Below are 23470 nucleotides of genomic sequence, written 5' to 3'. Positions count from 1 at the left end.
ACCGCGGGTCAGTGCCCGCTGATCGCGTGAGGCGTGTACGGCTCCTCCAGCTGCTCGATCTCCTTCTCCGAGAGTTCCACGTCGAGGGCGGCCACCGCGTCGTCGACGTGCCCCACCTTGGTGGCGCCGATGATGGGCGCGGTCACGGTGCTCTGGCGCAGCAGCCAGGCGAGGGCGATCCGGGCCCGCGGGATGTCACGCTCGGCGGCGATCCGGGCGACGGCGTCGACGATCTCGCGGTCGCCCGGCTGGTAGAGCCGCTTGCCGTACTCGTCGGTGCGGCTGCGCTCGGTGCTGACGTCCCAGTCACGGGTGAGCCGACCGCGGGCGAGCGGGCTCCAGGGCAGTACGCCGACGCCCTGGTCCGCGCAGAGCGGCAGCATCTCGCGCTCCTCCTCGCGATAGAGGAGGTTGTAGTGGTTCTGCATGGACACGAACCGCGTCCAGCCGTTCAGCCGGGCCGTGTACTGGGCCTTGGAGAACTGCCACGCGTACATCGAACTCGCCCCGATGTAACGGGCCTTGCCCGCCTTCACCACGTCGTGGAGGGCCTCCATCGTCTCCTCGACGGGAGTGGCGGGGTCGAAGCGGTGGATCTGGTACAGGTCCACGTAGTCGGTGCCCAGGCGGCGCAGGCTGTTGTCGATCTCCGTCATGACGGCCTTGCGGGACAGACCACGCCCGTTGGGGCCGTCGTGCATCGCACCGTTCACCTTGGTGGCGATGACGATCTCGTCGCGGCGCGCGAACTCCGCCAGCGCGCGGCCGACGATCTCCTCGCTCGTACCGTCGGAGTACACGTTCGCCGTGTCGAAGAAGGTGATCCCGGCGTCCAGCGCGCGGCGGATCAGGGGGCGGGCACCCTCGTCGTCGAGCGTCCAGGCGTGGGGCCCTCGGTCGGGCAGCCCGAAACTCATGCAGCCCAGGCAGATCCGGGACACGTCCAGGCCCGTGGAACCGAGCTTCACGTACTGCATGTTCACTCCTGCTTTCCGTGGGGTGGAAGGGCTCCCGCCGACCCGGCCGCGGCGAGCCGCCGACAAGAGCTCCGGGAATGCCATTCCCGATCGCCGTTCGCTTAGTCGCGGGGGCGCGGCGCAGTACGTGCCGCCGAGGAGTTCGTACGACGACCGGCGGGCGCGGGTGGACTGCGCGGCGGCATGGGTGTGTGCCACGGTCCGAGCTGTGGTGATGCCTCGTACGTATCGCCGGATGCGCAACAGGTCTTGGACCCGGAGCACCTCCCGCACGCAGGGTGGAATCACCGCCCCGGTGCCGCACCGGGGTGGCCCCTGTTCGTTCTGCCGGAGGAATGCATCACCGCGGCTCCCTCGACGATCCGGACAGCCTGCACGAGGGTGTCGCCGCGGCGGACGGCGTCATCCATCTGGCCTTCCACCACGACTTCTCGGACTACGTCGCCTGCGGCAAGCTGGACCTGCGTGCCGTCGAGACGCTCGGAGCGGCGCTCGAAGGAACCGGCAAGCCGCTCGTGGTGAGCTCGGGGACCTCATCACCCGTCCGTGCCGGGCCGGAATGCGCCGGCCGGGACCGTCGTGTCCCATGAAGTCAGGATCTTCCCACCGGTGGAACCCCGTCCCCGGCCATTCCCTCTAGCAGGGCGACGAGGAGGTCGGTATGGAAGACGGCCCCCAGACGGTGAGCGGCAGATCCACGCGGCAGTTCGTGCCCGCGTCGTCTGCCGCCTCGCCCGAGGTGTGGCAATGGCGGGGCGAACTGAAGCGGGCGCTGCCGGCACTGTGGCTGTTCGCCGCCGCGCGGCTGACGGGCGTGGCCCTGGTGACCGCCTGGTCACTGCACCTGGGCCGGCACCCGCGCAACGTGCTCGGTCTGGAATGGGACGGCGGCTGGTACTGGCACATCGCCCGGTACGGCTACGGCACGATCGTCGTCGCCAAAACCGGCCACGGGGTCATCTACAACGACCTGGCGTTCTTCCCGCTCTTCCCCGGACTGATCCGCGGCCTGAACACGGTCCTGCCGATCGGCCCGGTCAACACCGCGCTCGTCATCTCCTGGATCGCCGCCGCCGTGGCCGCCTGGGGCGTGTACGCGGTCGGCGAGCTGCTGCACGGACGGCGGGTCGGCCTGGCGCTCGCGGCACTGTGGGCGCTGCTGCCGCACGCCGTGGTGCTGACCATGGCGTACACCGAGTCCCTCATGACGGCCTTCGCCGCCTGGGCGCTCTACGCGGCGCTGACCCACCGCTGGCTGACCGCCGGGACACTGGCCGCGCTGGCCGGGCTGTGCCGTCCCAACGGTTTCACCGTGGCCGCCGCCGTCGTCACGGCCGCCGCCGTCCACCTCTGGCAGCGCCGCCGCGACGGGAGACCCACCGTCCCGCGCGCCTGGGCGGCCCTCCTCCTGGCGCCCGTCGGCTGGCTCGGGTACGTCGCCTGGGTGGGGCTGCGCACACACGACCTGACCGGTTACTTCCGGGTGCAGAGACTGTGGGGCTCCCGGTTCGACTTCGGTCGCTACACCGCGCACATGTTCAAACACCTGATCGTCGGGCACGACACCCTGGTCGTCTATCTCTCCGCCGGAATCGTCCTCGGCTGCGTCCTGCTGTTCGTCCTCGGCGTCCTGGACCGACAGCCATTGCCGCTTCTCGTGTACTCGGGGATTCTCCTCGTCATCGCCCTCGGCGACGCCCACTTCTTCACGAGCAGACCCCGACTGCTGCTGCCCGCCTTCCCCCTGCTGCTGCCGTTCGCCCTCTCCCTGGCCCGCGCCCAGCGGCGCACGGTCGTCGTCCTGCTCATCGGCCTGGCCGGTTTCTCCCTCTTCTACGGCACCTATCTGCTGACCATTTCGCACGAGGCCCTGTGACCGCCGGTGCGGCGAGGTCCGTATCATCCGAGGAGTCATGCCGAACCCACACGATCACGCGGGTCCACCGGGACGGCACTCCCGCCTCGCAGCGACGCGTTTCTCCGTCCTTGACCGCTCACGCACCCGCGAGGGGCACGACGCCGCCGAGGCGCTGCGGGACACCGTGCGTCTGGCCCAGGAGCTGGAAGGGCTCGGATACCACCGGATCTGGGTCTCGGAGCACCATGGTGTGCCCGGGGTCGCCGGGTCCGCGCCCACCGTGCTGGCCGCCGCGGTCGCCGCCGCCACCCGGACGATCCGGGTCGGTACCGGCGGGGTGATGCTGCCCAACCACCAGCCCCTGGTCGTGGCCGAGCAGTTCGGTGTGCTCGAGTCCCTGTTCCCCGGGCGGATCGACATGGGGCTCGGGCGTTCGGTCGGCTTCACGGACGGCGTGCGCAGGGCGCTGGGGCGGGACAAGGACGTCGCCGACGACTTCGCGGGGCAGCTCGACGAGCTGCTCGGCTGGTTCCACGGCCCGTCGTCGGCGGGGGTGCACGCGCGCCCCTCGGAGGGGCTGACCGTGCCGCCCTTCGTGCTCGCCCTGAACGAGGGCGCCACGATCGCGGCGCGCGCGGGCCTGCCCCTGGTCATCGGCGACATCCGGAACCGGGAGAAGATGCGCCGCGGGATCGACCACTACCGCGCGACGTTCCGCCCCTCCGTGTGGGCGGCGGAGCCGTACGTCGTCGTCTCCGGCGCCGTCGCGGTCGCCGAGACCCCTGACGAGGCGATGCGGTTGCTCCTCCCCGAGGCGTGGTCGATGGCGTACGCCCGCACGCACGGCACCTTCCCGCCGCTGCCGCCCGCCGAGCGGGTCGAGGATCTCCCGATGAACGGCAAGGAGCGGCATTTCTACGAGTCGGCGCTCGCGGGGCAGATCTCGGGCACCGAGAAACAGGTCGAGCACGAGCTGGAGACGCTGATCGAGGAGACCGGCGCGCAGGAGGTGCTGGTCACGACCAGTACGTACGACCGCGGGGCCCTGCTGGACTCCTTCCGGAGGCTCGCCCGGGTCGCGGGACTGACCGCGGCCTAGAATCGTGGGGTTTGCCGCGAGCCACCCCCCGCCAGGAGTCCCGTCGATGTCCGACCCGCACCGCCGCCACGACGCGTACGTCCGTGTGCGGGGCGCCCGCGAGCACAATCTCCAGGGTGTGGACGTCGACATCCCGCGCGATGTCCTCGTGGTCTTCACCGGGGTCTCGGGCTCGGGCAAGTCCTCGCTGGCGTTCGGCACGATCTACGCGGAGGCCCAGCGCCGCTATTTCGAGTCGGTGGCGCCGTACGCGCGACGGCTGATCCACCAGGTCGGGGCGCCGAAGGTCGGGGACATCACCGGGCTGCCGCCCGCGGTCTCGCTCCAGCAGCGCCGCTCGGCGCCCACCTCGCGCTCGTCCGTGGGCACGGTCACCAACCTCTCCAACTCCCTGCGGATGCTGTTCTCACGCGCGGGCGACTATCCGCAGGGCGCCGAACGCCTCGACTCGGACGCCTTCTCGCCGAACACCGCCGCCGGGGCCTGCCCGGAGTGCCACGGTCTCGGCCAGGTCCACCGTACGACCGAGGAGTCGCTGGTCTTGGACCCGTCGCTGTCGATCCGCGCGGGCGCGATCGCCGCGTGGCCCGGCGCCTGGCAGGGCAAGAACCTGCGCGACGTCCTCGACGCGCTGGGGTACGACGTGGACCGGCCGTGGCGCGAGCTGCCGGCCGAGCAGCGGGAGTGGATCCTGTTCACGGACGAGCAGCCGGTCGTCACCGTGCATCCGGTACGGGACGCGGACCGGATCCAACGCCCTTACCAGGGCACGTACATGAGCGCCCGGCGCTATGTCATGAAGACGTTCTCCGATTCGAAGAGCCCGACGCTGCGGGCCAGAGCCGAGCGGTTCCTGACCAGCGCCCCGTGCCCGGTGTGCGGCGGCAGCCGGCTGCGTCCCGAGGCGCTGGCGGTGACCTTCGCGGGCCGCACGATCGCCGAACTGGCGGCGCTGCCACTGTCCGAGCTGGCCAGGACCCTGGAGCCCCGGGGAGAGGCGGCCCGCGTCCTCACCGACGACCTGAGGGCACGGATCGCCCCCGTCGCCGAACTCGGCCTCGGTTACCTCAGCCTCGACCGGGCCACCCCGACCCTCTCCACGGGCGAGCTGCAACGACTGCGACTGGCCACGCAGTTGCGCTCCGGTCTGTTCGGTGTCGTGTACGTCCTCGACGAACCGTCCGCGGGTCTGCACCCGGCGGACACGGAGGCCCTGCTCACGGTCCTGGACCGGCTGAAGGCGGCGGGCAACTCGGTGTTCGTGGTCGAGCACCATCTGGATGTCGTACGGGGTGCCGACTGGCTCGTCGACGTCGGTCCGCGGGCGGGTGAGCACGGCGGGCGGGTACTGCACAGCGGTCCGGTGGCGGAGCTGGCCGGGGTGGCGGAGTCGGCCACGGCCCGCTTCCTCTTCGACCGCTTCCCCGCGCCGGAACGTGCAGTCCGCTCCCCACAAGGGCAGTTGAAGGTCGGGCCGGTGAGCCGCCACAACCTGCGCGCGGTGAGCGCCGCGTTCCCGCTCGGTGTGCTCACCGCCGTCACGGGTGTCTCCGGCTCGGGCAAGTCCACCCTCATCGGCGAGGTGACCGAGGAGCTGGCGGGGGTGGGACGGCTCGTCTCCGTCGATCAGAAGCCCATCGGCCGCACCCCGCGCTCGAATCTCGCCACCTACACGGGCCTCTTCGATGTCGTGCGCAAGGTCTTCGCCAAGGCGGAGGAGGCGCGAAGGCGCGGCTACGGGGTGGGGCGCTTCTCCTTCAACGTCGCGGGCGGGCGCTGCGAGACCTGCCAGGGCGAGGGGTTCGTGAGCGTGGAGCTGCTGTTCCTGCCGAGCACCTACGCTTCCTGCCCGGACTGCGACGGGGCGCGCTACAACCCCGAGACGCTCGAGGTGACGTACCGCGGACGGAACATCGCGCAGGTCCTGGACATGACGGTGGAGGCCGCGGCGGAGTTCTTCGCCGACACCGCGCCCGTCGCCCGTAGCCTCGCCACGCTCCTCGACGTGGGTCTGGGCTATCTGCGACTAGGCCAGCCCGCCACGGAGTTGTCCGGCGGTGAGGCCCAACGCATCAAGCTGGCGGGCGAGTTGCAGCGGGTCCGCCGGGGGCACACCCTCTACCTCCTCGACGAGCCGACGACCGGGCTGCACCCCGCCGACGTGGAGGTGCTGATGCGCCAGTTGCACGGCCTGGTCGACGCGGGACACACCGTCGTGGTCGTCGAGCACGACATGTCGGTGGTCGCGGGCGCGGACTGGGTGATCGACCTGGGTCCCGGCGGCGGGGACGCGGGCGGCCGGATCGTGGCCGCGGGCCCCCCGGCCGAGGTGGCGCGGACGGAGGGCAGCACGACGGCTCCTTACCTCACCCGGGCACTCGCTCGGGGCCGATAGCCCCTGCCACCGGCCCCGTCCCTTCAGGTCGCCGCGCCCTGAAACATCAGCGATGGGCGAGAGCCGACGCGCGTGCGCCCTGGGAATGCAACCCCCCTTGCGCCGCGCGGGCCAGCTCCCGGCGATCCGGGTGGCTGCCCGGGACGAGCGTGGGCCGTACCTCGACCTCCGCCACCAGCCCGCGTGCCGAGGCCACCCGCCACAGGGAGGCGAGCAGCGAGTCGTTCCCGACGAAGGCGGGCGCGGTGCTCGCCACTCCCCCGGCGAGCCGGTAGTGGATGTGCACCGGCTGGACCGGCACCCCCGCGTCGAGCGCGGCCTGGAAGACGGCCCGCCGGAAGTGTCCCTGCGCCCTGCCGCACCAGGTGCTGCCCTCCGGGAAGGCCACGACGGCCGCCCCGTCGCGCAGCAGCCCGGCGATCCGCGCCACCGTGTCCGGCAGCGCGCGCAGCCGGTCGCGTTCGATGAACAGGACGCCGCCGCGCGCGGCCAGCGGTCCCGCCACCGGCCACTGCCGGATCTCGGACTTGGCGAGCATCCTGGCCGGCCGGACGGCGGCGAGGAGCGGGATGTCCAGCCAGGAGATGTGGTTGGCGACGATCAGCAGCCCGCCGGTGGGGACGGCGGGGCCGGTGATCCGGACGCGGACACCCGCGGCCCGCACGATCGCACGGCACCAGCGCCGTACCGGCTCGGCGGGGATCCGCCCGCCGAGCGGCAACAGCACGACGCCGGTGGCGACCACGACCAGGACCGCCGCGAGCCGCAGCACGGCACGCGGTACGGCCGTGGCGGACCCCGTCGCCTCGACGCACGCCCTGGGGGTGCAGGGCGCGCTGGGCAGCCAGACGCTCATCAGGCCGGGACGAGCGAGAGGAAGTGCCGCAGATAGCGCGGGTTGACCCGGCGCATCGACAGCAGCACGAACAGGTCCGCGACCCCGAAGTCCGGGTCGTGCGCGGGTGCGGCGCAGACCCAGGCGCCGAGCCGCAGATAGCCGCGCAGGAGCGGGGGCAGTTCGGTGCGGATCTGGCGGGTGACACCCTCCGCGGTCCAGGGCAGCAGCGGTCGTACCCGGTACTCCTCGGGTGCCAGGTGCTTGGCCTGCACCCGGTCCCAGGTTCCGGCCGCGAGCTCGCCTCCGTCGGCGAGCGGGATCGAACAGCAGCCTGCGAGCCACTCGTGGCCGCCCTCGACCATGTAACGGGCTATCCCGGCCCAGATGAGGCCGATGACGGCGCCGTCGCGGTGGTCGGGGTGCACGCAGGAGCGCCCGACCTCGACGAGTCCCGGGCGGATCGCGTCGAGCGGGGTCACGTCGAACTCGCCCTCCGAGTAGAGCCGGCCGGCGATCGCGGCGCGCTCCGGGGGCAGCAGGCGGTAGGTGCCGACGACCTGGTCGGTCAGCGTGTCACGGACCAGCAGGTGATCGCAGTAGGCGTCGAAGGCGTCGATGTCGAGCCCCGGCTGCGGCGTGGTCAGCAGGGCGCCCATCTCCCCGGCGAAGACGTCGTGCCGCAGCCGCTGCGCGGCCCGGACGTCGGCCTCGGTACGGGCGAGGGAGACGGTGTAGCGGGTGGGGGCCAGGGGCTGCGGGGGGCTGTCGAGGGTGGAAACGCCGGTCATGGCACTCTCCTGGTCACGGGCCGGTTCGGCACAGCGGCGGCAGACCGGTTCGGTACGGCCCGCGCGCTCCTGTTCTTCCGATGCCGGTTGGCCTGCGCGTGACCTGTGCCAGGAGCCAGGATGTGGGGATGTTGAATGCCAGGCGATTCCCCCGAATGCGAGACGGGACCGGGAATGAGCACCACTCCCGGCCCCGCCCGTCCGCACAGATCCGGCGAACGTCTACCTAACATTCGGGGCCGGTAAGGGCGCCCCTTGAGGGGCGCGGGGTACTGCGCGCCCAGCCCCCACCGACCCGCAGTCGAACCACCGCCTCAGCGACGCCCCGACTTACGAGCGGCTCGCAGCCACTCCTTGTTCATCCCGGTGATGGAAACCAACGGAATCCCCTTCGGGCAGGCGGTCGCGCACTCCCCGGCCAGCGTGCACCCTCCGAACCCCTCCTCGTCCATCTGCGCCACCATGTCCAGCACCCGCGTCTCCCGCTCGGGCGCCCCCTGTGGCAACACGTTCAGATGGTTGATCTTGGCCGAGGTGAAGAGCATCGCGGCCCCGTTGGGGCAGGCGGCCACACACGCACCGCAGCCGATGCACTCGGCGTGCTCGAACGCGAAGTCGGCGTCCGGCTTCGGCACGGGCGCCGCGTGGGCCTCGGGCGCGGCGCCGGTGGGGGCGGTGATGTACCCGCCGGCCTGGATGATCCGGTCGAAGGCCGAGCGGTCCACCACGAGGTCCTTGACGACCGGGAAGGCGGAGGCACGCCAGGGCTCGACGTCGATGGTGTCGCCGTCCTGGAAGGACCGCATGTGCAGCTGGCAGGTGGTGGTGCGCTCGGGTCCGTGGGCGTCGCCGTTGATGACCAGGCTGCACGCGCCGCAGATGCCCTCGCGGCAGTCGTGGTCGAAGGCGACGGGGTCCTCGCCCTTGAGGATGAGTTCCTCGTTGAGGGTGTCGAGCATCTCCAGGAAGGACATGTCGGCCGAGATGTCGTCCACCTCGTACGTGGACATCGCTCCGTCGGCGTCGGCGTTCTTCTGGCGCCAGACGCGCAGGGTGAGCTTCATGCGTAGCTCCGCTGGGTGGGGTGGACGTACTCGAAGACCAGGTCTTCCTTGTGCAGGACGGGCGCGGTGCCGGTGTCGGTGAACTCCCAGGCGGCGGCGTACGAGAACTCCTCGTCCTTGCGGGCAGCCTCGCCGTCCGGGGTCTGGGACTCCTCGCGGAAGTGGCCGCCGCAGGACTCGGACCGGTGCAGCGCGTCGAGGCACATCAGCTCGGCGAGCTCGATGTAGTCGACGACGCGGTTGGCCTTTTCCAGGGACTGATTGAACTCCTCGCCGGTGCCGGGGACCTTGATGCGCCGCCAGAACTCCTCGCGGATCTGCGGGATGCGCTCCAGGGCCTTGCGCAGACCCGTTTCGGTGCGGGCCATGCCGCAGAACTCCCACATGAGTTCGCCGAGTTCGCGGTGGAAGGAGTCGGGGGTGCGGTCGCCGTCGACGGCAAGGAGCACCCGCAGCCGGTCCTCCGTCTCGGCCAGCACCTCCTGGACGGCGGGGTGTTCGTCCGTCACCTCAGCGTGGTGCGGGTTGCGGGCGAGGTAGTCGTTGATGGTCGACGGCAGCACGAAGTAGCCGTCGGCGAGGCCCTGCATCAGGGCCGAGGCGCCGAGGCGGTTGGCGCCGTGGTCGGAGAAGTTGGCCTCGCCGATCGCGAACAGGCCCGGGATCGTGGTCTGGAGGTCGTAGTCGACCCACAGTCCGCCCATCGTGTAGTGCACGGCCGGGTAGATCCGCATCGGCACGGTGTACGGGTCCTCGGCGGTGATCCGGGCGTACATGTCGAAGAGGTTGCCGTACTTCTCCTCGACCTTCGCCCTGCCCATCCGCCCGATCGCGTCGGCGAAGTCCAGGTAGACGCCCTGTCCGCCCGGACCGACTCCGCGGCCCTCGTCGCAGACGTTCTTCGCGGCGCGGGAGGCGATGTCGCGCGGGACCAGGTTGCCGAAGGAGGGGTAGATCCGCTCCAGGTAGTAGTCGCGCTCGTCCTCGGGGATCTCGTTCGGCGGGCGGGTGTCGCCCTGGGCCTTGGGGACCCAGATACGGCCGTCGTTGCGCAGTGACTCGCTCATCAGGGTGAGCTTGGCCTGGTGGTCGCCGGTGCGCGGGATGCAGGTGGGGTGGATCTGGGTGAAGCAGGGGTTCGCGAAGTAGGCGCCGCGCCGGTGCGCCCGCCAGACCGCGGTGGCGTTGGAGTTCATGGCGTTCGTCGACAGGTAGAAGACGTTGCCGTAGCCACCGCTGGCCAGGACGACGGCGTCCGCGTAGTACGTGTCGATCCGGCCGGTGATGAGATCCCGCGCCACGATGCCGCGCGCCCGTCCGTCGACCACGATCAGGTCGAGCATCTCGGTGCGCGGATGCATCTCGATGTTGCCGGCCGCGATCTGCCGCGACAGGGCCTGGTAGGCGCCGAGCAGGAGCTGCTGGCCGGTCTGGCCGCGGGCGTAGAAGGTGCGGGACACCTGGACGCCGCCGAAGGAACGGGTGTCGAGCAGACCCCCGTACTCCCGCGCGAAGGGCACGCCCTGAGCGACGCACTGGTCGATGATCTCGACCGAGATCTGCGCGAGACGGTGGACGTTGGACTCGCGGGCCCGGAAGTCTCCGCCCTTGACGGTGTCGTAGAACAACCGGTGGACGGAGTCGCCGTCGTTGCGGTAGTTCTTCGCCGCGTTGATGCCGCCCTGGGCCGCGATCGAGTGGGCGCGGCGGGGCGAGTCCTGGTAGCAGAACTGGACGACGTGGTAGCCCTGCTCGGCGAGCGTGGCGCCCGCCGAGCCGCCCGCGAGGCCGGTACCGACCACGATCACCGTGTGCTTGCGGCGGTTGGCGGGGTTGACGAGCTTGGCCTCGAAGCGACGGGTGTCCCAGCGCTCGTTGACCGGGCCCTCGGGGGCCTTGCTGTCGACGACGGGCGCACCGGTCGAGTACGCGGTGTATTCAGAGGCTGCGGTCATGTCAGCTCACCAATCCGGTCATGACACCGACGGGTACGGAGATGAAGCCCACCGTCAGCACCAGCGCGAGGACGTCGGCGATGGTCTTGAGGGCGCGGTCGCGCGTGCGGTTGCCGGCGCCCAGGGTCTGTGCGGCGCTCCAGAAGCCGTGCCGGATGTGCAGGCCGAGCGCGAGCATCGCGACGATGTAGATCACGTCGCCGTACCACGTCGAGAAGGTGTCGATCACGTTCTGGTACGGGTGTCCGGGCTGGAAGCCGCCGGGGTGCGCGGTGCCGGTCGTCAGGTCGAGGATGTGCCAGACGATGAACAGGCCGAGGATGATCCCGCCCCAGCGCATCGTGCGGGTCGCGTAGCTGGACCTGGGCTTCTTGTGGACGTACTTGTTCGGGCGCGCCCTGATGTCGCGGCGGCTGAGCTGGTACGCGGCGGTGGCGTGGGCGACGACGGCGACGACCAGGACCACGCGGATGGTCCACAGGGCCCACTCGTAGTGCAGGAAGGGCTCACCGAGGGTGCGCAGCCAGTGGGCGTAGTGGTTGAAGTCGCCCGCACCGAAGAAGATCTTCAGGTTACCGAACATGTGTACGACCAGGTACAGCAGCATGATCAGGCCGCTGACCGCCATCACGGTCTTCTTCCCGACGGAGCTGTCCCACACGGTGCGCGTCATCGACGGTCGTCGGTCCGTCCGCGTTGCCAGAGCCATGTCTCAGAAGCTAGGGCCACGGATGCCGATCGGTCCAAGACATGGTCCGGCTCGTTTCGATAGCTGGATCCTATGATGGATGGATGCAGTTCCAGCAGCTCCAGTACTTCGTGGCGGTCGCCGAGACCCGGCACTTCACCCGGGCCGCCGATCTGGTCCATGTCGCCCAGCCGTCCCTGTCCCAGCAGATCAAGGCGCTGGAACGGGAGTTGGGGGCGGACCTCTTCCTCCGCGCGCGGGGCAACATCACGCTGACGGACGCGGGCGAGGCGCTGCTGCCACTGGCCCGGCGCATCCTCGCCGACGCGGACACGGCCCGGCACGAGGTGCAGGAGCTGGCCCAGCTGCGCAGCGGCCGGGTCCGCCTGGGCGCGACGCCGAGCGTGTGCACCGGCCTGCTTCCGGACGTCCTGCGCGCCTTCCACGACCGCTATCCCGGTATCCGGCTGCTGATCGAGGAGGGCGGCTCCCACGATCTCGTGCGGGAACTCGCGCGCGGCGCGTTGGATCTCGCCCTGGTCGTCCTCCCGCTGCCCACTCCCTCCCCGGCACTGACGACGGTGGAGCTGCTGCGTGAGGACCTGGTCGTGGTGTCGTCACCGGATGCGCCCGCGCCGGGGACCGGTCGCACCGTGCGCATCCCCGACCTGGAGGGCGAACGCCTTGTGATGTTCCGGCACGGCTACGACCTGCGGGAACTGACCGTCGCCGCCTGCCGCGCCGAGGGCTTCGAGCCGGACTTCGCCGTCGAGGGCGGCGAGATGGACGCGGTGCTGGGTTTCGTCAGGGCGGGGCTCGGCGTGGCCGTCGTCCCGCGCATGGTCGCGACGCGCTCGGGACGCGGCCTGCGGGTGACACCGCTCGCACGCCCCGGACTCCACCGCGTCATCGCCCTGGCCCACCGCAGCGATGTGGCTCCGCCGCGCGCGGCCCGCGAACTCCAGCGGATGCTGCTGGAACGCTGACCGGCGCAGGGGGCTCAGGAGGCCGGTCGGTACGTCACCAGGTCGGGATGAAGCCGCCGTCGATGACGAAGTCGCTGCCGGTGATGTTGCGGGACTGGTCGCCGGCGAGGAAGAGGACCAGGTCGGCGACCTCGGACGGCTGGGAGAAGCGGCCGGTGACCGTGGCACTGGACGCCTGGGCGACCACGTCGTCCGGGGTGATCCCGGCGGCTGCCGAGACCGTGGCCGCCACCCCGTCGCCGCCGAGCCACAGCTCGGTCTCCACCGGACCCGGGCTGACGGTGTTGACCCGGATGCCCTGGGGGCCGACCTCCTTGGACAGCGCCTTGGAGAAGGCGACCAGCGCGGCCTTGCCCGCGCTGTAGTCGATCACCATCGGGTCGGGCAGGGTGGCGTTGACGGAGGCGACCGTCACGACCGAGCCCTGCCCTGCGGACAGCATCAGGGGCAGGGCGGCGCGGGTGACCCGTACGGCCGTGAGGAGGTTCAGATCGACCGTGCGCTGCCAGTCCTCGTCGGTCACCGACAGGAATCCGCCCATGCGGGCGGGGGCCGCGCCGACGTTGTTGACCAGGATGTCCAGCCGGCCGTCCGCCGCCGCCACGAGACGCTCGGCGGCACCGGGTTCGGCCAGGTCCACCGGTACCCAGGACACCCCGCCCTGCTTGACCAGCGCGTCGAGACCCGCCGTCGTGGTGCGCGATCCCGCGATCACCGTCGCCCCCGCCCCGGCCAGCGCCTCGGCGACGGCCAGTCCGATGCCCTTGCTCGCGCCGGTGACGACGGCGGTTTTGCCCTGGAGTCGCGTGCCCATCCTTCTCAGCTCCTTCGATTGCTCCGCTACGGCGATATCCAGGGCCCTCACGGAGGCGTCGTCCGACGGTCGGCGTGGAGGCCGAGACGCAGCTGACGTTCGCGGGCCCGCACCGGCCGCCGCGCCGGTCACGGATGCGCGGACAGCGGCACGGCCTCCGTTCCAGGAGACCACGCCGCGCCCGAAGCCTCAGCCTGTGGCGTCCACCAGGGCCAGTTCGTGCAGCCGCTCCGGTGGGCCCGGGCGGGCGTAGTACCAGCCCTGGGCCGTGTCGCAGCCCAGTATCCGCAACTGCTCGGCCTGTGCGCCCGTTTCGACGCCCTCCACGGTGACCGCGAGGTCGAGGCTGTGGGCGAGCGAAACGATGCCCTCGACGATCTTGAGGTCGACGGGGTCCGCCGGGAACTGCTGCATGCCCTGGGTGAAGGAGCGGTCCAGCTTGAGGATGCTCACGGGCAGGCGGCGGAGATTGGCGAGGTTGGAGTAGCCGGTGCCGAAGTCGTCGAGGGCGATGTCGACGCCCATCTCGGCCAGGCGCCGCAGCGGCTTCAGCAGATCGTCGTCGGCGCCGATCAGCGCGGACTCGGTGACCTCCAGACACAGCGCCTCGGCGTCGAGGCCTTCACGCTCCAGGATGTCGACCGTGTCCTGGACCAGGCCCGGGTGGGTCAGCTGGCAGGGCGACAGGTTGACGTTGATCCGCAGCGGGCCCGAGTCGGCGTGTCGTTCCTGCCACTGGCGGGCCTGGCGGACCGACTGCTCCAGGACCCACCGGCCCAGCGGCACGATCAGCCCGGTGTGCTCGGCGAGCGGGATGAACCGGTCGGGGCCGAGGACGCCGTGCTGCGGGTGCAGCCAGCGCACCAGCGCCTCCGCGCCGTGCACGCTGCCGTCGCCGAGGTGCACGAGCGGCTGGTACTCGATGAAGAACTCGCCCCGGTCCAGGGCCGCGGGCAGCGCCGTGGTGAGCCCGTGCCGGGTGATGGCGCGGGCGTCGGCCTCGGGATCGGCGAGCTCGAAGCGGTTGCCGCCCGCGGACTTGGCGCGGTACATCGTGATGTCGGCGCTGCGCAGCACCTCCGCCGGGCCGCGCTCACCCGCCGGGCCCTCGACGATGCCGATGCTGCCGCGGACCGTCAGTTCCCGGCCGTCGATGCGGACCGGGGTGACGAGGGCGTTCATGATGCGGTCGGCGAGCGCGTCCACCTCGCGCTCGGTGTCGGGCCCGGTGGTGAGGGCCACGAACTCGTCGCCGCCGAGCCGGGCGACCATCTCGCCGGGTGCGGTCGCGCAGGACTGCAACCGGTCGGCGACCTCGACGAGCAGCCGGTCGCCCGCCGCGTGCCCGAGGCTGTCGTTGATGGTCTTGAAGCCGTCGAGGTCGAGGTAGCACAGGCCGAAGCGCTGCTCGTTGCCCGCGGACACCGCCTTCTCCAGGCGTTCGAAGAAGAGGGTCCGGTTGGGCAGACCGGTGAGCGCGTCGTGGGTGGCCTCGTAGCGCAGCCGCAGATTGAGCAGCCGCCGCTCGGTGGTGTCCTCCATCAGCGCGAGCTGGTACTGCGGCCGGCCGTCCGCGTCGCGCAGCAGGGACACCGTCAGGTTGGTCCACAGGGCGGTGCCGTCGGGCCGGTAGAAGGCTTTTTCGACGTGGTAGTGCTCGCGCTCGCCGCGTACCAACTCCTCGTACAGCCGCCAGACTTGGGGCGCGTCCTCGGGATGCGTCCACTCGGAGACCTTACGGCCGCGCACGCCCTGCTCGGAACCGCCGAACATACGCAGCAGGGCTCCATTGACCTGCAGTATGTTGCCTTCGAGGTCGGCGATGCCGATTCCTATGGCCGCGCCCTCGAAGACCGCGCGGAACCGGGCCTCGCTCGCGTGCAGCGCCTCGGCCACCGTGCTGCGCGCGTTCAACGCCGCCTGGGAGATGGCCTCCTGCTCGGCGAGCGTCCGCTCCCGCAGTGCCCCCGCGAAGCCCGCCGCCATGGCGTGCTGCAGACGCGCCGAGCGGGTCCGCAGGGCCTCCTGGGGGCCGTCCTCGCCGCAGTAGAGCACCAGATAGGCGTCGACGCAGTCGAGGCTGCGGCTGAGCGCCTCGGGGTCGGTGCAGTGCGCGGCGACCAGTGCGGCGCCGACCGCCTGGCCCGCGGCCGCGTCGAAGGTCCTCGCCTTCAGCGCGTCACTCAACAGCCGGGCGAACGGCACGAGTTGCTGCTCGAGCTCCGGCCGGGTCAGCGACGTGGAGGTGACCGGAAAGACCGCCCGGCTCCAGATCGTCGCGAACCTGCGCAGTCTGTCCTCCGGCCCGTCCGGTTCGCCGCTCACGCCGTGCGCCCCACGCCTGCGAACCCCGAGAAGGAATAAGGATCCTCGTCCTCGGGTGCCGTGTCGGGCCGCCAGCTCGGCATCGGCACCAGACCGGGTTCCACCATGTCGTACCCCTCGAAGAACCGCGCGATCTCCTCGCGCGAGCGCATGATCAGCGGGTTGCGGATGTCCTTGTACACGTCGACCGCGCCCTCGGCCCGCTCCGGCGGGAGCGGGATTCCCTCGTACGACGCATGCGTGAGCACGAGCAGGCTGCCCGGCGCCAGCGCGTCGCGCAGCTCGGCCACCGCACCGTACGGGTCGTCCGCGTCCTCCACGAAGTGCAGTATCGCAACGAGGAGGAGGGCCACCGGACGGTTCAGGTCGATCAACCGCTGCACCTGGGGAGTCGCCAGGATCTCCTGCGGCTTGAGCAGATCGGCCGCGACCACGTCCGTGTCCTCGTTGTCCCGCAGGACGGCCTGGCTGTGCGCGACGGCCACCGGGTCGTGGTCCACGTACACGACGTGCGCGCCGGGCCTGGCCGTCTGGGCGATCTCGTGGACGTTGCCGAAGGTCGGAATGCCGGAGCCGATGTCGAGGAACTGGTCGATGCCCTCGTCGGCCGCGAAACGCACGGCACGGCGCATGAACGCCCTGTTCGCCTGCATGACCTTGGGCAGTCCCGGCATGAACTCCATCGCCTTGCGCGCGGCTTCCCGGTCGACCTCGAAGTTGTGCGAACCGCCCAGGTAGTAGTCATAGATACGGGACACGCTCGGCACCGAGATGTCAATGCTGCGGGGGGCCCAGGCGGGACGCTCCATCTATCTCTCCAAGGCGTAGTCGACGACGTAGGCGATCCAGTGTTCGAGCTGAGGCTACTGATCGTCCGCCAAAGGAGCGAGTCAAAACGGAAATTGACCGTCCGTTCACCGTCACTGCCTCGGGCATGTGCCGAATTGGCGCCCGGTGCAGGTCAGTCGAACACGCCGTTCCCTGTCACCGCGAAATCGATGCGAAGCATTCCAAAAAGTTCGCGGGAGTTACGAAGCGTCGCGACGGTATCCGGGGGTCGGGTATCCCCGGTGTGGAAAACTCCCGGGCGTTCGTTCGGCAAGTGAACCGCGCCTCACGTCGTCCGATCCGCGCGCCCCGCGCGTTCCGGGTACGCCAAGAGGTCCGCCCCCTCCGTGCGGTGCGGAGGGGGCGGACCCGGGTCGTACGCGTTGTTCCGGGCGAGATCGATCAACCCTGGGGAGGTGATCCTCTACTTCGGCGCGCCGACCGGCTTTCCGTCGGGGGCGACGGCGTACCAAGTACCGCCCACGCCCTGACCGTTGGTGTCTCCGGCCGCCTTGTCACCGGAGAAGGTGTAGATGGGCCAGCAGTTGACGGTCATCTGCTTGGCGCCGTCCGGGCGGGTGAAGCCCATCAGGCCCTTCTTCTGCACGCCCTTGGTGTCACTGGCGGAGACCGGGGCCACGACGGGCCACTTCTCCAGGCAGGCACCGGTGCAGGCGGACTTCGGGACGGGCCAGGCCTGGTCCTTCAGGAAGCGGTAGACCGTCCGGCCGTTCTTGTCGACGATGATCTCGCCGAGCTTGGGGTCGTTGCGGGTCGACAGGCCCGGCAGGGAGGCCAGGGTCGCCTTCTTGCCATCGGGGGCGGAGGCGTACCAAGTGCCGCCGACGCCCTGGCCGTTGGTGTCACCGGCCTTGGTGTCCTTGGCGTACCGGTACATCGGCCAGCCGCCGATCGTCAGCTGCTTGGTGCCGTCCGAGCGGGTGACCTCGCCGAGCAGGGCCTTGTCCACACCGGTGGCGGCCACGGCGCCGTCGGCGGGAACGGGCGGCCAAGCGGTCGCGCAGTCGCCGTCACAGTTCGACTTCGGCGGCTCGGCGGTGTCCTTCTCGAAGCGGTACAGGGTGAATCCGGCGCTGTCGGTCAGCACCTTGCCGAGCGTCGTGCTTTCCGCGACGGCCAGCTGACCTGCGGATTCCGCCTTGGGGGCGGCACTCTGCTGGTCGGCGCCGTAGCCGTTGGGCGAAGTGGTGCTGCTACTGGTGGCCTGACCGTAACCGTTGGCAGCCGCGGCGGCGCCCACGTTCTGGCTCCCCGTCGACTGGGTGCCCGATTCCTGACCGCACGCCGTCGTGAGCGCCAGCACGGCCGCAGCTGTCGCTACGAGTGAGGCGCTCCGCCAGGAGGTCTTCATTGGGTAACTCCCACTGTTCGCGTTAAGGGTTGCAGCGCCCTGCTGCGCCGCGCATGGCCCTAGGTACGGGCGGGAGTGGCGGATGTGTTCAACGGCCGCACAAAAAACTTTCGGAACGCTGTGACACACCCCACGCCACCATGCTTCTCGGGCATCTGTTCCCACCCCGATGGCCGTGTCCCGAGGGGGCGTCAAACCGGTCCGAGCCGGACGTCCTTCGTTCGGGGGCAATACCCGTCGGCTCCGGCGTGCGCAGGCGCGATACGCCTCATGATCTCCGTCGTGCATGGACCACAGCGGACCCGGTCCGCCCTCGTCATACGGGTGTTGGCGCTGCTGACGCTGACCTGGATCATCGGCGGCGCGCCGGCCTCGGCGGCGGTCGCCGACTCCTGCGCGTACGCCTCCATCGGCCCGGACGGCACGGACGCGGTGGCGGTGGCCGGCGGCGACCTCTGCACCATCAGCCCGCCGCCCCCGTCACCCACGCCCCCACCCACTCCGAAACCGCCGCCCCCACCGCCCCCGGCGCCTCCGCCCAGGCCCAGGCCGAAGCCCCCGCCGCCGGCTCCCCCGCCACCGCCTCCACCCGCCTCGCCGACCCCGCGGCCCCCCGCCGTGGCGCCACCACCGAGGCCGGCACCTCCGCCGGCGCCGAAGCCGAAGCCCACACCGACACCGACGCCCTCGCCCACGCACCGGGCGCGGCCCAAACCGTCGGCCACCCCGGTGAGTTATCCGGCCTACCGCGCCCCGACGCGCAAGCACTCGCCCCGCAGCGGACCGTCCCTGGTCTCGCTCACCCTGCTCGTCACCGTGCCCGCGTTGCTCGCCGTCGCGGCGCTGCGTCCGCGCTGACCCCTGGAGGCATCCTTGTCGGAATGGCTTGTTCTCGTCCTCGCGATGGCGGCGGCGTGTGTCGTCGTCCTCGTCGTGTCCCTCGTACGCACCCGCCGGGCCCCCGACGACGAGGATCCGTCCGAGACCCCGGACGTGATCGAATACATGACCATGATGATCGGCGTGGTCTACGCCATCGTCCTGGGACTGGCCATCGCCGGAGTCTGGGAGGCCCGCAGCGCCGCCCAGGACCATGTACAGGCGGAGGCCCAGGCCCTGCACGAGATCTCGGAGCGGGTCCGCGTCTATCCGCCGGACGTGCGCGACCGTATCCGCGGCGACGTCGACGCGTACGTCGGATACGTCGTCAAAACCGAGTGGAAGACCATGGCCGACCACGGCCGTGTCACCGCCAAGGGCGGCCGGCTCTTCGAGGTGGTCCGCCAGGACGTCAGCGGCTACCAGCCGAGGTCGGACTTCGAGGCCCAGACCTACCAGCCGCTCGTCGACCAGGTGACCGCGGCCGACGCGGCACGCAACGCCCGCGCCGACTCGACGGACGCGACCATGCCTGGCGTGGTGTGGTTCGGGCTGATCACCGGAGCCGTGGTCACCATCGGGATGGTGTTCGCGCTCCAGATCCGGCGCACCAAGAGGGAACTGATCCTCGCCGGGCTCTTCTCCGCCCTGATCGCGTTCCTTCTTTTCCTGATCTGGGACTTCGACGCGCCCTACAGCCGGGGGATCACAGCCTCGGCGGAACCCTTCACGGCACTGTTCCCGCACCTTCCGAAGTGACCGGCCGCCCTTAGCGGCCGGAGGATCGGGGGACGGACGCCACACCGGGTCCGTCCCCCGATCGCGCACCCGCATTCCCCCGTACGGCCCACCCGGTTACCCCATTCGCGCTACTGCGATCGCGCCCACGTGCACGCCTTCCTAGCGTTTCGAGCATCGAGGCGCATTTCAGACGCAGGCGGAAGGTCCGCAGCAAGGCTCCTCGGGGACCCGGAGGCTCACCATGCACCCGATACGCGTCGCTTCGGCCGCACTGCTGGGCGTGACCGCGCTCACCCTTTCCGCAACCGCCGCTCTCGCCGGAAACGGCGACGGAAACAGTGACGGCGGCCGTGACAGTGGCCGTGACAGTGGTCGGGGCAACAGCAACATCACCTCGTTCGGCTTCGACGTGCAGCCGCAGAGCATCGCGGCGGGCGGCCGGCTCCGGCTGACCGCGGAGAGCTGCGACTCCGTCGCCAGGGTCTCCTCGGAAGTCTTCGACACGGTCACGATCCCCAAGGGCCAGTCGTCGGCGACGGCCCTGATCGACGGGGACGCCAGAGCGGGCTCGGTGCACCAGGTGACGTTCCAGTGCGGCAACGAGAGCGGCCACACCGAGCTCACCATCGCCCCCGGCCGCTCCGGCACCGGCTACTCCGACCCGACCCAGGTCCAGGTCCCGGCCTCCGTGCAACGAGGCGTCAAGGCCGGTGTCGGCGGGAGCTCCGGCGGTGGCTTCGACCTCAAGGAGATCGGACTGGGAACCGCGCTCATCGCCGGCTGTGTCGGCACGGCGTGGTCCATGACGCGCCGCGTCACCGACGAGGAGTCGTGACCGCTCGCCGCTCGGGGCCCTTCTCGCCCCGGATCTCGGCGAGAAGGTCCGGGGCGAAGGCCTGTCACACACGCGCTCCGCGCAGTGCCAAGGGTGCCGTCACCGATCAGATCCGCCGCTCGGACCTGCGGCGCAGCCAGAACACCCCACCGCCGACGACGCCGGCGGTCAGCAGTCCGCTGCCGATCGCGACGTCGGCGGGCGCCGCTCCGCCGACGCTGCCACCGAGACCACCGCTGACACCGCCGATGACGGTGAAGGCGGCGGCCCGGGTCAGCCTTCGGTCGTCACAGCGGGCCGTGACGTCGTACGACCCCGGGCGCGCGTCACGGTCGACGGTGACCGTCGCGATGGACGTGTCGCCGCCCACCCGGCGCAGCAGGGTGGTGCGGAAGACCCGCGAGGAGACCGTGCTGCCGGGCCGCCGACACGCTTCGCCGTCCACGGTGATCGACAGCTGGCCGCCCCGCGCGATGACACTGGGCCGGACGAGGATGTTCCGCACCTCGTGACGGCCACGGTCATCGAAGCGATCGTCGAAACGGTCATCGAAGCGGCCGTTGTCATTGAACCGGCCGTTGTCGTTGAACCGGCCGTTGTCGTTGAACCGACGGTTGTCGTTGAACCGGCCATTGTCGTTGAACCGGCCGTTGTCGTTGAACCGGCCGTTGTCGTTGAACCGACCGTTGTCACCCGGGCGGCCGCCACCGACCACGCCACCGCCGCCGATCACCACGCCGCCGCCACCGACCACGCCACCGCCGCCGACCACCCCGCCACCGACGACACCACCGCCCACCACGCCACCGCCGCCGACCACCCCGCCGCCACCGACCACGCCACCGCCGCCGACCACGCCACCGCCGTTGGTCAGCCCTGTGCCGTTGCCCGGTCCACCGGGGTTGCCCAGTCGCTCGTTTCCGCTCGGCTCGTCGTTGCTCAGCTCGTTGTTGCCCGACTCATTGCTGCCCGGTTCGTTCGATGCCGTCGCCACCGGGGCGGCGAGCCCCACCGCGGCGACCACGGCGGCAGAGACCGCCAGGGCACGAGTTGTACGCATGTGATCCTCCGCGGAAGACGCCCCGGGAACCGTCCCCGGTCGATCGGCGAGAAAGCGCCTCCCATACAGACCCTCAGATGCGGTGCACAGGGACGCATTTCGAGAATGGTCCGTCCTGGTGAGAAGACACGCCGAAGGATTTACACACAATCGGATATTGCCGCAGGTCACGGACCGTCAGAAAATTCCTGCCCTTGGCAACTCGGATGGCTCACCCCGCGGATGCCCCGACACCCGTTCGCCCGCGCCCCGTCGCCTGCCGGGCATGCTGCACTTAGCGTTCTGGTATGCGCGACGGACGCGGCGACGGCCGCGTCGAGAGGGGATTGCGAATGTTTGCGTCCGAGGTGGCCGAAGAGGAGGAGCGGCAGAGGAAGCGCGCCCCGTGGGGCGTAATAGCGCTTGTTCTGCTGACCGGCCTCGCCCTCATTCGGAATGGTTCCGGTGAGTTCGACGTGGGCCCTCCGCAGCCCGCGACAGCGGCGGCAGCGGACAGCAGGACACCCGTCGCCACCTTCTCCAACGGGCCCGCCGCGTTGCCGTACTCCGTGGTGGACCGGGTCAGGATCCCGGCGATCCAGGTGGATGCCCCGGTCGTGCCGGTGGGTCTTGACTCGGCCGGCTGGGTCGCCGCGCCGCCGCCCGACAACGCCAATCTCGCGGGCTGGTTCACCGGTGCGGTGTCACCCGGCGAGAAGGGCACGTCCGTGATCGTGGGCCATGTGGACAACATGCGGGGACCGGCCGTCTTCTACGGGCTCGGTTCCCTCAAAAAGGGAAACCGGGTCGAGGTTCAGCGAAAGGACGGGAAGACGGCCACATTCGAGATCTACGGCGTCGACGTATTCGCGAAGAACAACTTCCCCGGTGACCGGGTGTACGGCAGCAAGGGCACCCCGGAATTGCGGGTCATCACCTGCGGAGGCGGTTTCTCCAAGCAGCACGGCTACGACGGGAACGTCGTCGTGTTCGCCCGCCTGGTCGAGGTCCGCTGAGACTCCCCGCCGACGGGCCCGGGCGGTGTTCCCGGGCCCGTCGGCGGAGTCGGGGGCGACCGCGCCCGCTCCCCGCTCAGAAGTCCTGGCGGTGCGGCACCGTGAGGTGGTAGCCGGAGTCGAGGAGTTCCGGCAGGTATTCGCGCAGGGCGCGGACGGTCTGGGAGCGGTCGCCGCCCGCGTCGTGGGAGAGGACGACGACGCCGGGGGCGGCGCCCTCCTCCACCCGGTCGACGATCGTGGCGGTGCCCGGGGTGGTCCAGTCCAGGCTGTCGACCGTCCAGGCCAACGGTTCCATGCCGAGGTCGGCGCCGATCTGGAAGGTCGCCCGGTTCCAGGCCCCGTAGGGCGCGCGGAACCAGACGGGCCGTTCGCCGTAGGCGTCCTCGATGACGTCGCTGGTGCGTGCGATCTCGGAGCGGATCTCGGAGCGGCTGAGCTCGGTCAGCAACGGGTGCGTCCAGGTGTGGTTGCCGACGACGTGCCCATCGTCGGCCATCTGGGCCAGCAGGTCCTTGTTGTCGACGGCCATCTCCCCGCAGACGAAGAACGTCGCCCGTACGTCGTGCTTGCGCAGGGTGCGCAGAATGCTCGGGGTGTAGCGCGGATCGGGTCCGTCGTCGAAGGTCAGCACCATCGTGCGGCCGCGCCCGCTCACCTGCATGATCGGCTCACGCCGGACGGCGGGCTTGCCGGGCGTCCGGCGCGGCGGAGCGAATCCGGTCATGGGCTCGAGGCGGTACGCGGAGGGCTTGAGCGCCTGACGCGCCTGCGGGCCCCCGGCCACGGGTGCGCCCCGTACCGGGCTCCCGGCCGGATCCGCGGTGAGGACGCGGGCCGTGCCCGCCGCCCCCGCCGCCCCGAGAACGGCGGCACCGGCGATCAACGCCCGGCGCCGCGTGAGCAGCTGATCCTTTTGCATGACTCATCAGTCGCCCAACGGAGGCGTGGCGCGGCTGAGCAACACCGGTGT

Annotated in this window: 21 protein-coding genes; 9 read left to right on the top strand and 12 right to left on the bottom strand. The window is 70.7% G+C overall.

All coding sequences use genetic code 11. The features are described from left to right. Positions 1–8: 8 nt before the first annotated feature. Positions 9–977, bottom strand: coding sequence for an aldo/keto reductase (locus ACIRA5_RS36340; RefSeq protein ID WP_403698285.1), 969 nt, complete (start codon positions 975–977; stop codon positions 9–11). Positions 978–1312: 335 nt separating this feature from the next. Between ACIRA5_RS36340 and ACIRA5_RS36335 the strand changes: the two genes are divergently transcribed. The 4 genes from ACIRA5_RS36335 to ACIRA5_RS36320 all read left to right on the top strand — a co-directional run bounded on the left by ACIRA5_RS36335 (position 1313) and on the right by ACIRA5_RS36320 (position 6329). Beyond that, positions 1313–1567, top strand: a complete 255-nt coding sequence (locus ACIRA5_RS36335; RefSeq protein ID WP_403698283.1) for a hypothetical protein — start codon at positions 1313–1315, stop codon at positions 1565–1567. A gap of 71 nt (positions 1568–1638) precedes the next feature. Beyond that, complete coding sequence (locus ACIRA5_RS36330) at positions 1639–2853, top strand: hypothetical protein (protein WP_403698281.1); 1215 nt, start codon at positions 1639–1641, stop codon at positions 2851–2853. A gap of 37 nt (positions 2854–2890) precedes the next feature. Next, positions 2891–3934 carry an LLM class flavin-dependent oxidoreductase gene (locus tag ACIRA5_RS36325; protein WP_403698279.1) on the top strand — a complete coding sequence of 348 codons (1044 nt, stop codon included), beginning with the start codon at positions 2891–2893 and terminating at the stop codon, positions 3932–3934. Positions 3935–3980: 46 nt separating this feature from the next. Beyond that, complete coding sequence (locus tag ACIRA5_RS36320) at positions 3981–6329, top strand: ATP-binding cassette domain-containing protein (protein WP_403698277.1); 2349 nt, start codon at positions 3981–3983, stop codon at positions 6327–6329. 46 nt (positions 6330–6375) lie between these two features. On the opposite strand, the gene ACIRA5_RS36315 is transcribed toward ACIRA5_RS36320, so the two are convergent. From ACIRA5_RS36315 to ACIRA5_RS36295, 5 genes are all read right to left on the bottom strand, one after another. Then, complete coding sequence (locus tag ACIRA5_RS36315) at positions 6376–7185, bottom strand: lysophospholipid acyltransferase family protein (RefSeq protein WP_403698275.1); 810 nt, start codon at positions 7183–7185, stop codon at positions 6376–6378. After that, a complete protein-coding gene (locus tag ACIRA5_RS36310) occupies positions 7185–7955 on the bottom strand; it encodes a GNAT family N-acetyltransferase (RefSeq protein WP_403698273.1) in 771 nt (256 codons plus the stop codon). The genes ACIRA5_RS36315 and ACIRA5_RS36310 overlap by 1 nt, the downstream gene beginning before the upstream one ends. A 314-nt stretch (positions 7956–8269) precedes the next feature. Then, positions 8270–9019 carry a succinate dehydrogenase/fumarate reductase iron-sulfur subunit gene (locus tag ACIRA5_RS36305; protein ID WP_403698271.1) on the bottom strand — a complete coding sequence of 250 codons (750 nt, stop codon included), beginning with the start codon at positions 9017–9019 and terminating at the stop codon, positions 8270–8272. Next, entirely contained in the window at positions 9016–10974 is a 1959-nt protein-coding gene (locus ACIRA5_RS36300) for a fumarate reductase/succinate dehydrogenase flavoprotein subunit (RefSeq protein WP_403698269.1), read from the bottom strand. The genes ACIRA5_RS36305 and ACIRA5_RS36300 overlap by 4 nt, the downstream gene beginning before the upstream one ends. Before the next feature lies 1 nt (position 10975). Beyond that, the gene (locus ACIRA5_RS36295) at positions 10976–11647 is read right to left on the bottom strand and encodes a succinate dehydrogenase (protein ID WP_403698499.1); all 672 of its coding nucleotides are present in this window, start codon (positions 11645–11647) and stop codon (positions 10976–10978) included. Between the two features lie 119 nt (positions 11648–11766). Here ACIRA5_RS36295 and ACIRA5_RS36290 point away from each other — a divergent pair, with 119 nt between their 5' ends. Continuing rightward, positions 11767–12648 (top strand): LysR family transcriptional regulator, encoded by an 882-nt coding sequence (locus tag ACIRA5_RS36290; protein ID WP_054227929.1) that lies wholly within the window; start codon positions 11767–11769, stop codon positions 12646–12648. Between the two features lie 34 nt (positions 12649–12682). Here ACIRA5_RS36290 and ACIRA5_RS36285 read toward each other — a convergent pair whose 3' ends face one another. The 4 genes from ACIRA5_RS36285 to ACIRA5_RS36270 all read right to left on the bottom strand — a co-directional run bounded on the left by ACIRA5_RS36285 (position 12683) and on the right by ACIRA5_RS36270 (position 17987). Continuing rightward, positions 12683–13462: an SDR family NAD(P)-dependent oxidoreductase gene (locus ACIRA5_RS36285; protein WP_403698266.1), complete on the bottom strand. Its 780-nt coding sequence runs from the start codon at positions 13460–13462 to the stop codon at positions 12683–12685. Between the two features lie 189 nt (positions 13463–13651). Beyond that, positions 13652–15787: a putative bifunctional diguanylate cyclase/phosphodiesterase gene (locus ACIRA5_RS36280; protein WP_403698264.1), complete on the bottom strand. Its 2136-nt coding sequence runs from the start codon at positions 15785–15787 to the stop codon at positions 13652–13654. Next, positions 15784–16596, bottom strand: coding sequence for an SAM-dependent methyltransferase (locus ACIRA5_RS36275; RefSeq protein ID WP_403698262.1), 813 nt, complete (start codon positions 16594–16596; stop codon positions 15784–15786). Before ACIRA5_RS36275 ends, ACIRA5_RS36280 begins: the two co-directional genes overlap by 4 nt. A 443-nt stretch (positions 16597–17039) precedes the next feature. Next, on the bottom strand, positions 17040–17987 hold the full coding sequence (locus ACIRA5_RS36270; protein ID WP_060897635.1) for an SCO0930 family lipoprotein: 948 nt from the start codon (positions 17985–17987) through the stop codon (positions 17040–17042). A gap of 282 nt (positions 17988–18269) precedes the next feature. Between ACIRA5_RS36270 and ACIRA5_RS36265 the strand changes: the two genes are divergently transcribed. From ACIRA5_RS36265 to ACIRA5_RS36255, 3 genes are all read left to right on the top strand, one after another. Then, positions 18270–18845 carry a hypothetical protein gene (locus ACIRA5_RS36265; protein WP_403698260.1) on the top strand — a complete coding sequence of 192 codons (576 nt, stop codon included), beginning with the start codon at positions 18270–18272 and terminating at the stop codon, positions 18843–18845. Between the two features lie 15 nt (positions 18846–18860). Continuing rightward, positions 18861–19625 (top strand): hypothetical protein, encoded by a 765-nt coding sequence (locus ACIRA5_RS36260; protein WP_352049890.1) that lies wholly within the window; start codon positions 18861–18863, stop codon positions 19623–19625. 223 nt (positions 19626–19848) lie between these two features. Next, the gene (locus ACIRA5_RS36255) at positions 19849–20442 is read left to right on the top strand and encodes a hypothetical protein (protein WP_403698258.1); all 594 of its coding nucleotides are present in this window, start codon (positions 19849–19851) and stop codon (positions 20440–20442) included. Between the two features lie 106 nt (positions 20443–20548). Here ACIRA5_RS36255 and ACIRA5_RS36250 read toward each other — a convergent pair whose 3' ends face one another. Then, positions 20549–20947: a hypothetical protein gene (locus ACIRA5_RS36250; protein WP_403698497.1), complete on the bottom strand. Its 399-nt coding sequence runs from the start codon at positions 20945–20947 to the stop codon at positions 20549–20551. Between the two features lie 887 nt (positions 20948–21834). Between ACIRA5_RS36250 and ACIRA5_RS36245 the strand changes: the two genes are divergently transcribed. Then, positions 21835–22497, top strand: coding sequence for a class F sortase (locus ACIRA5_RS36245; protein WP_403698256.1), 663 nt, complete (start codon positions 21835–21837; stop codon positions 22495–22497). 76 nt (positions 22498–22573) lie between these two features. Here the strand turns inward: ACIRA5_RS36245 and ACIRA5_RS36240 are convergent, their stop codons facing one another. Beyond that, positions 22574–23419, bottom strand: a complete 846-nt coding sequence (locus tag ACIRA5_RS36240) for a polysaccharide deacetylase family protein (RefSeq protein ID WP_403698255.1) — start codon at positions 23417–23419, stop codon at positions 22574–22576. Positions 23420–23470: the final 51 nt, after the last annotated feature.

The sequence above is a fragment of the Streptomyces sp. NPDC096311 genome (assembly GCF_044763085.1).
GTDB lineage: Bacteria > Actinomycetota > Actinomycetes > Streptomycetales > Streptomycetaceae > Streptomyces.
Note: the sequence above shows the minus strand (reverse complement) of the source record. Positions and strands in the feature narration are given on the sequence as shown.

Bases quoted from the DNA above. Each gene is read 5' to 3' on its own strand.
- ACIRA5_RS36340 (WP_403698285.1), bottom strand. From the start codon at position 977: ATGCAGTACGTGAAGCTCGGTTCCACGGGCCTGGACGTGTCCCGGATC.
- ACIRA5_RS36335 (WP_403698283.1), top strand. From the start codon at position 1,313: ATGCATCACCGCGGCTCCCTCGACGATCCGGACAGCCTGCACGAGGGT.
- ACIRA5_RS36330 (WP_403698281.1), top strand. From the start codon at position 1,639: ATGGAAGACGGCCCCCAGACGGTGAGCGGCAGATCCACGCGGCAGTTC.
- ACIRA5_RS36325 (WP_403698279.1), top strand. From the start codon at position 2,891: ATGCCGAACCCACACGATCACGCGGGTCCACCGGGACGGCACTCCCGC.
- ACIRA5_RS36320 (WP_403698277.1), top strand. From the start codon at position 3,981: ATGTCCGACCCGCACCGCCGCCACGACGCGTACGTCCGTGTGCGGGGC.
- ACIRA5_RS36315 (WP_403698275.1), bottom strand. From the start codon at position 7,185: ATGAGCGTCTGGCTGCCCAGCGCGCCCTGCACCCCCAGGGCGTGCGTC.
- ACIRA5_RS36310 (WP_403698273.1), bottom strand. From the start codon at position 7,955: ATGACCGGCGTTTCCACCCTCGACAGCCCCCCGCAGCCCCTGGCCCCC.
- ACIRA5_RS36305 (WP_403698271.1), bottom strand. From the start codon at position 9,019: ATGAAGCTCACCCTGCGCGTCTGGCGCCAGAAGAACGCCGACGCCGAC.
- ACIRA5_RS36300 (WP_403698269.1), bottom strand. From the start codon at position 10,974: ATGACCGCAGCCTCTGAATACACCGCGTACTCGACCGGTGCGCCCGTC.
- ACIRA5_RS36295 (WP_403698499.1), bottom strand. From the start codon at position 11,647: ATGACGCGCACCGTGTGGGACAGCTCCGTCGGGAAGAAGACCGTGATG.
- ACIRA5_RS36290 (WP_054227929.1), top strand. From the start codon at position 11,767: ATGCAGTTCCAGCAGCTCCAGTACTTCGTGGCGGTCGCCGAGACCCGG.
- ACIRA5_RS36285 (WP_403698266.1), bottom strand. From the start codon at position 13,462: ATGGGCACGCGACTCCAGGGCAAAACCGCCGTCGTCACCGGCGCGAGC.
- ACIRA5_RS36275 (WP_403698262.1), bottom strand. From the start codon at position 16,596: ATGGAGCGTCCCGCCTGGGCCCCCCGCAGCATTGACATCTCGGTGCCG.
- ACIRA5_RS36270 (WP_060897635.1), bottom strand. From the start codon at position 17,987: ATGAAGACCTCCTGGCGGAGCGCCTCACTCGTAGCGACAGCTGCGGCC.
- ACIRA5_RS36255 (WP_403698258.1), top strand. From the start codon at position 19,849: ATGCACCCGATACGCGTCGCTTCGGCCGCACTGCTGGGCGTGACCGCG.
- ACIRA5_RS36245 (WP_403698256.1), top strand. From the start codon at position 21,835: ATGTTTGCGTCCGAGGTGGCCGAAGAGGAGGAGCGGCAGAGGAAGCGC.
- ACIRA5_RS36240 (WP_403698255.1), bottom strand. From the start codon at position 23,419: ATGCAAAAGGATCAGCTGCTCACGCGGCGCCGGGCGTTGATCGCCGGT.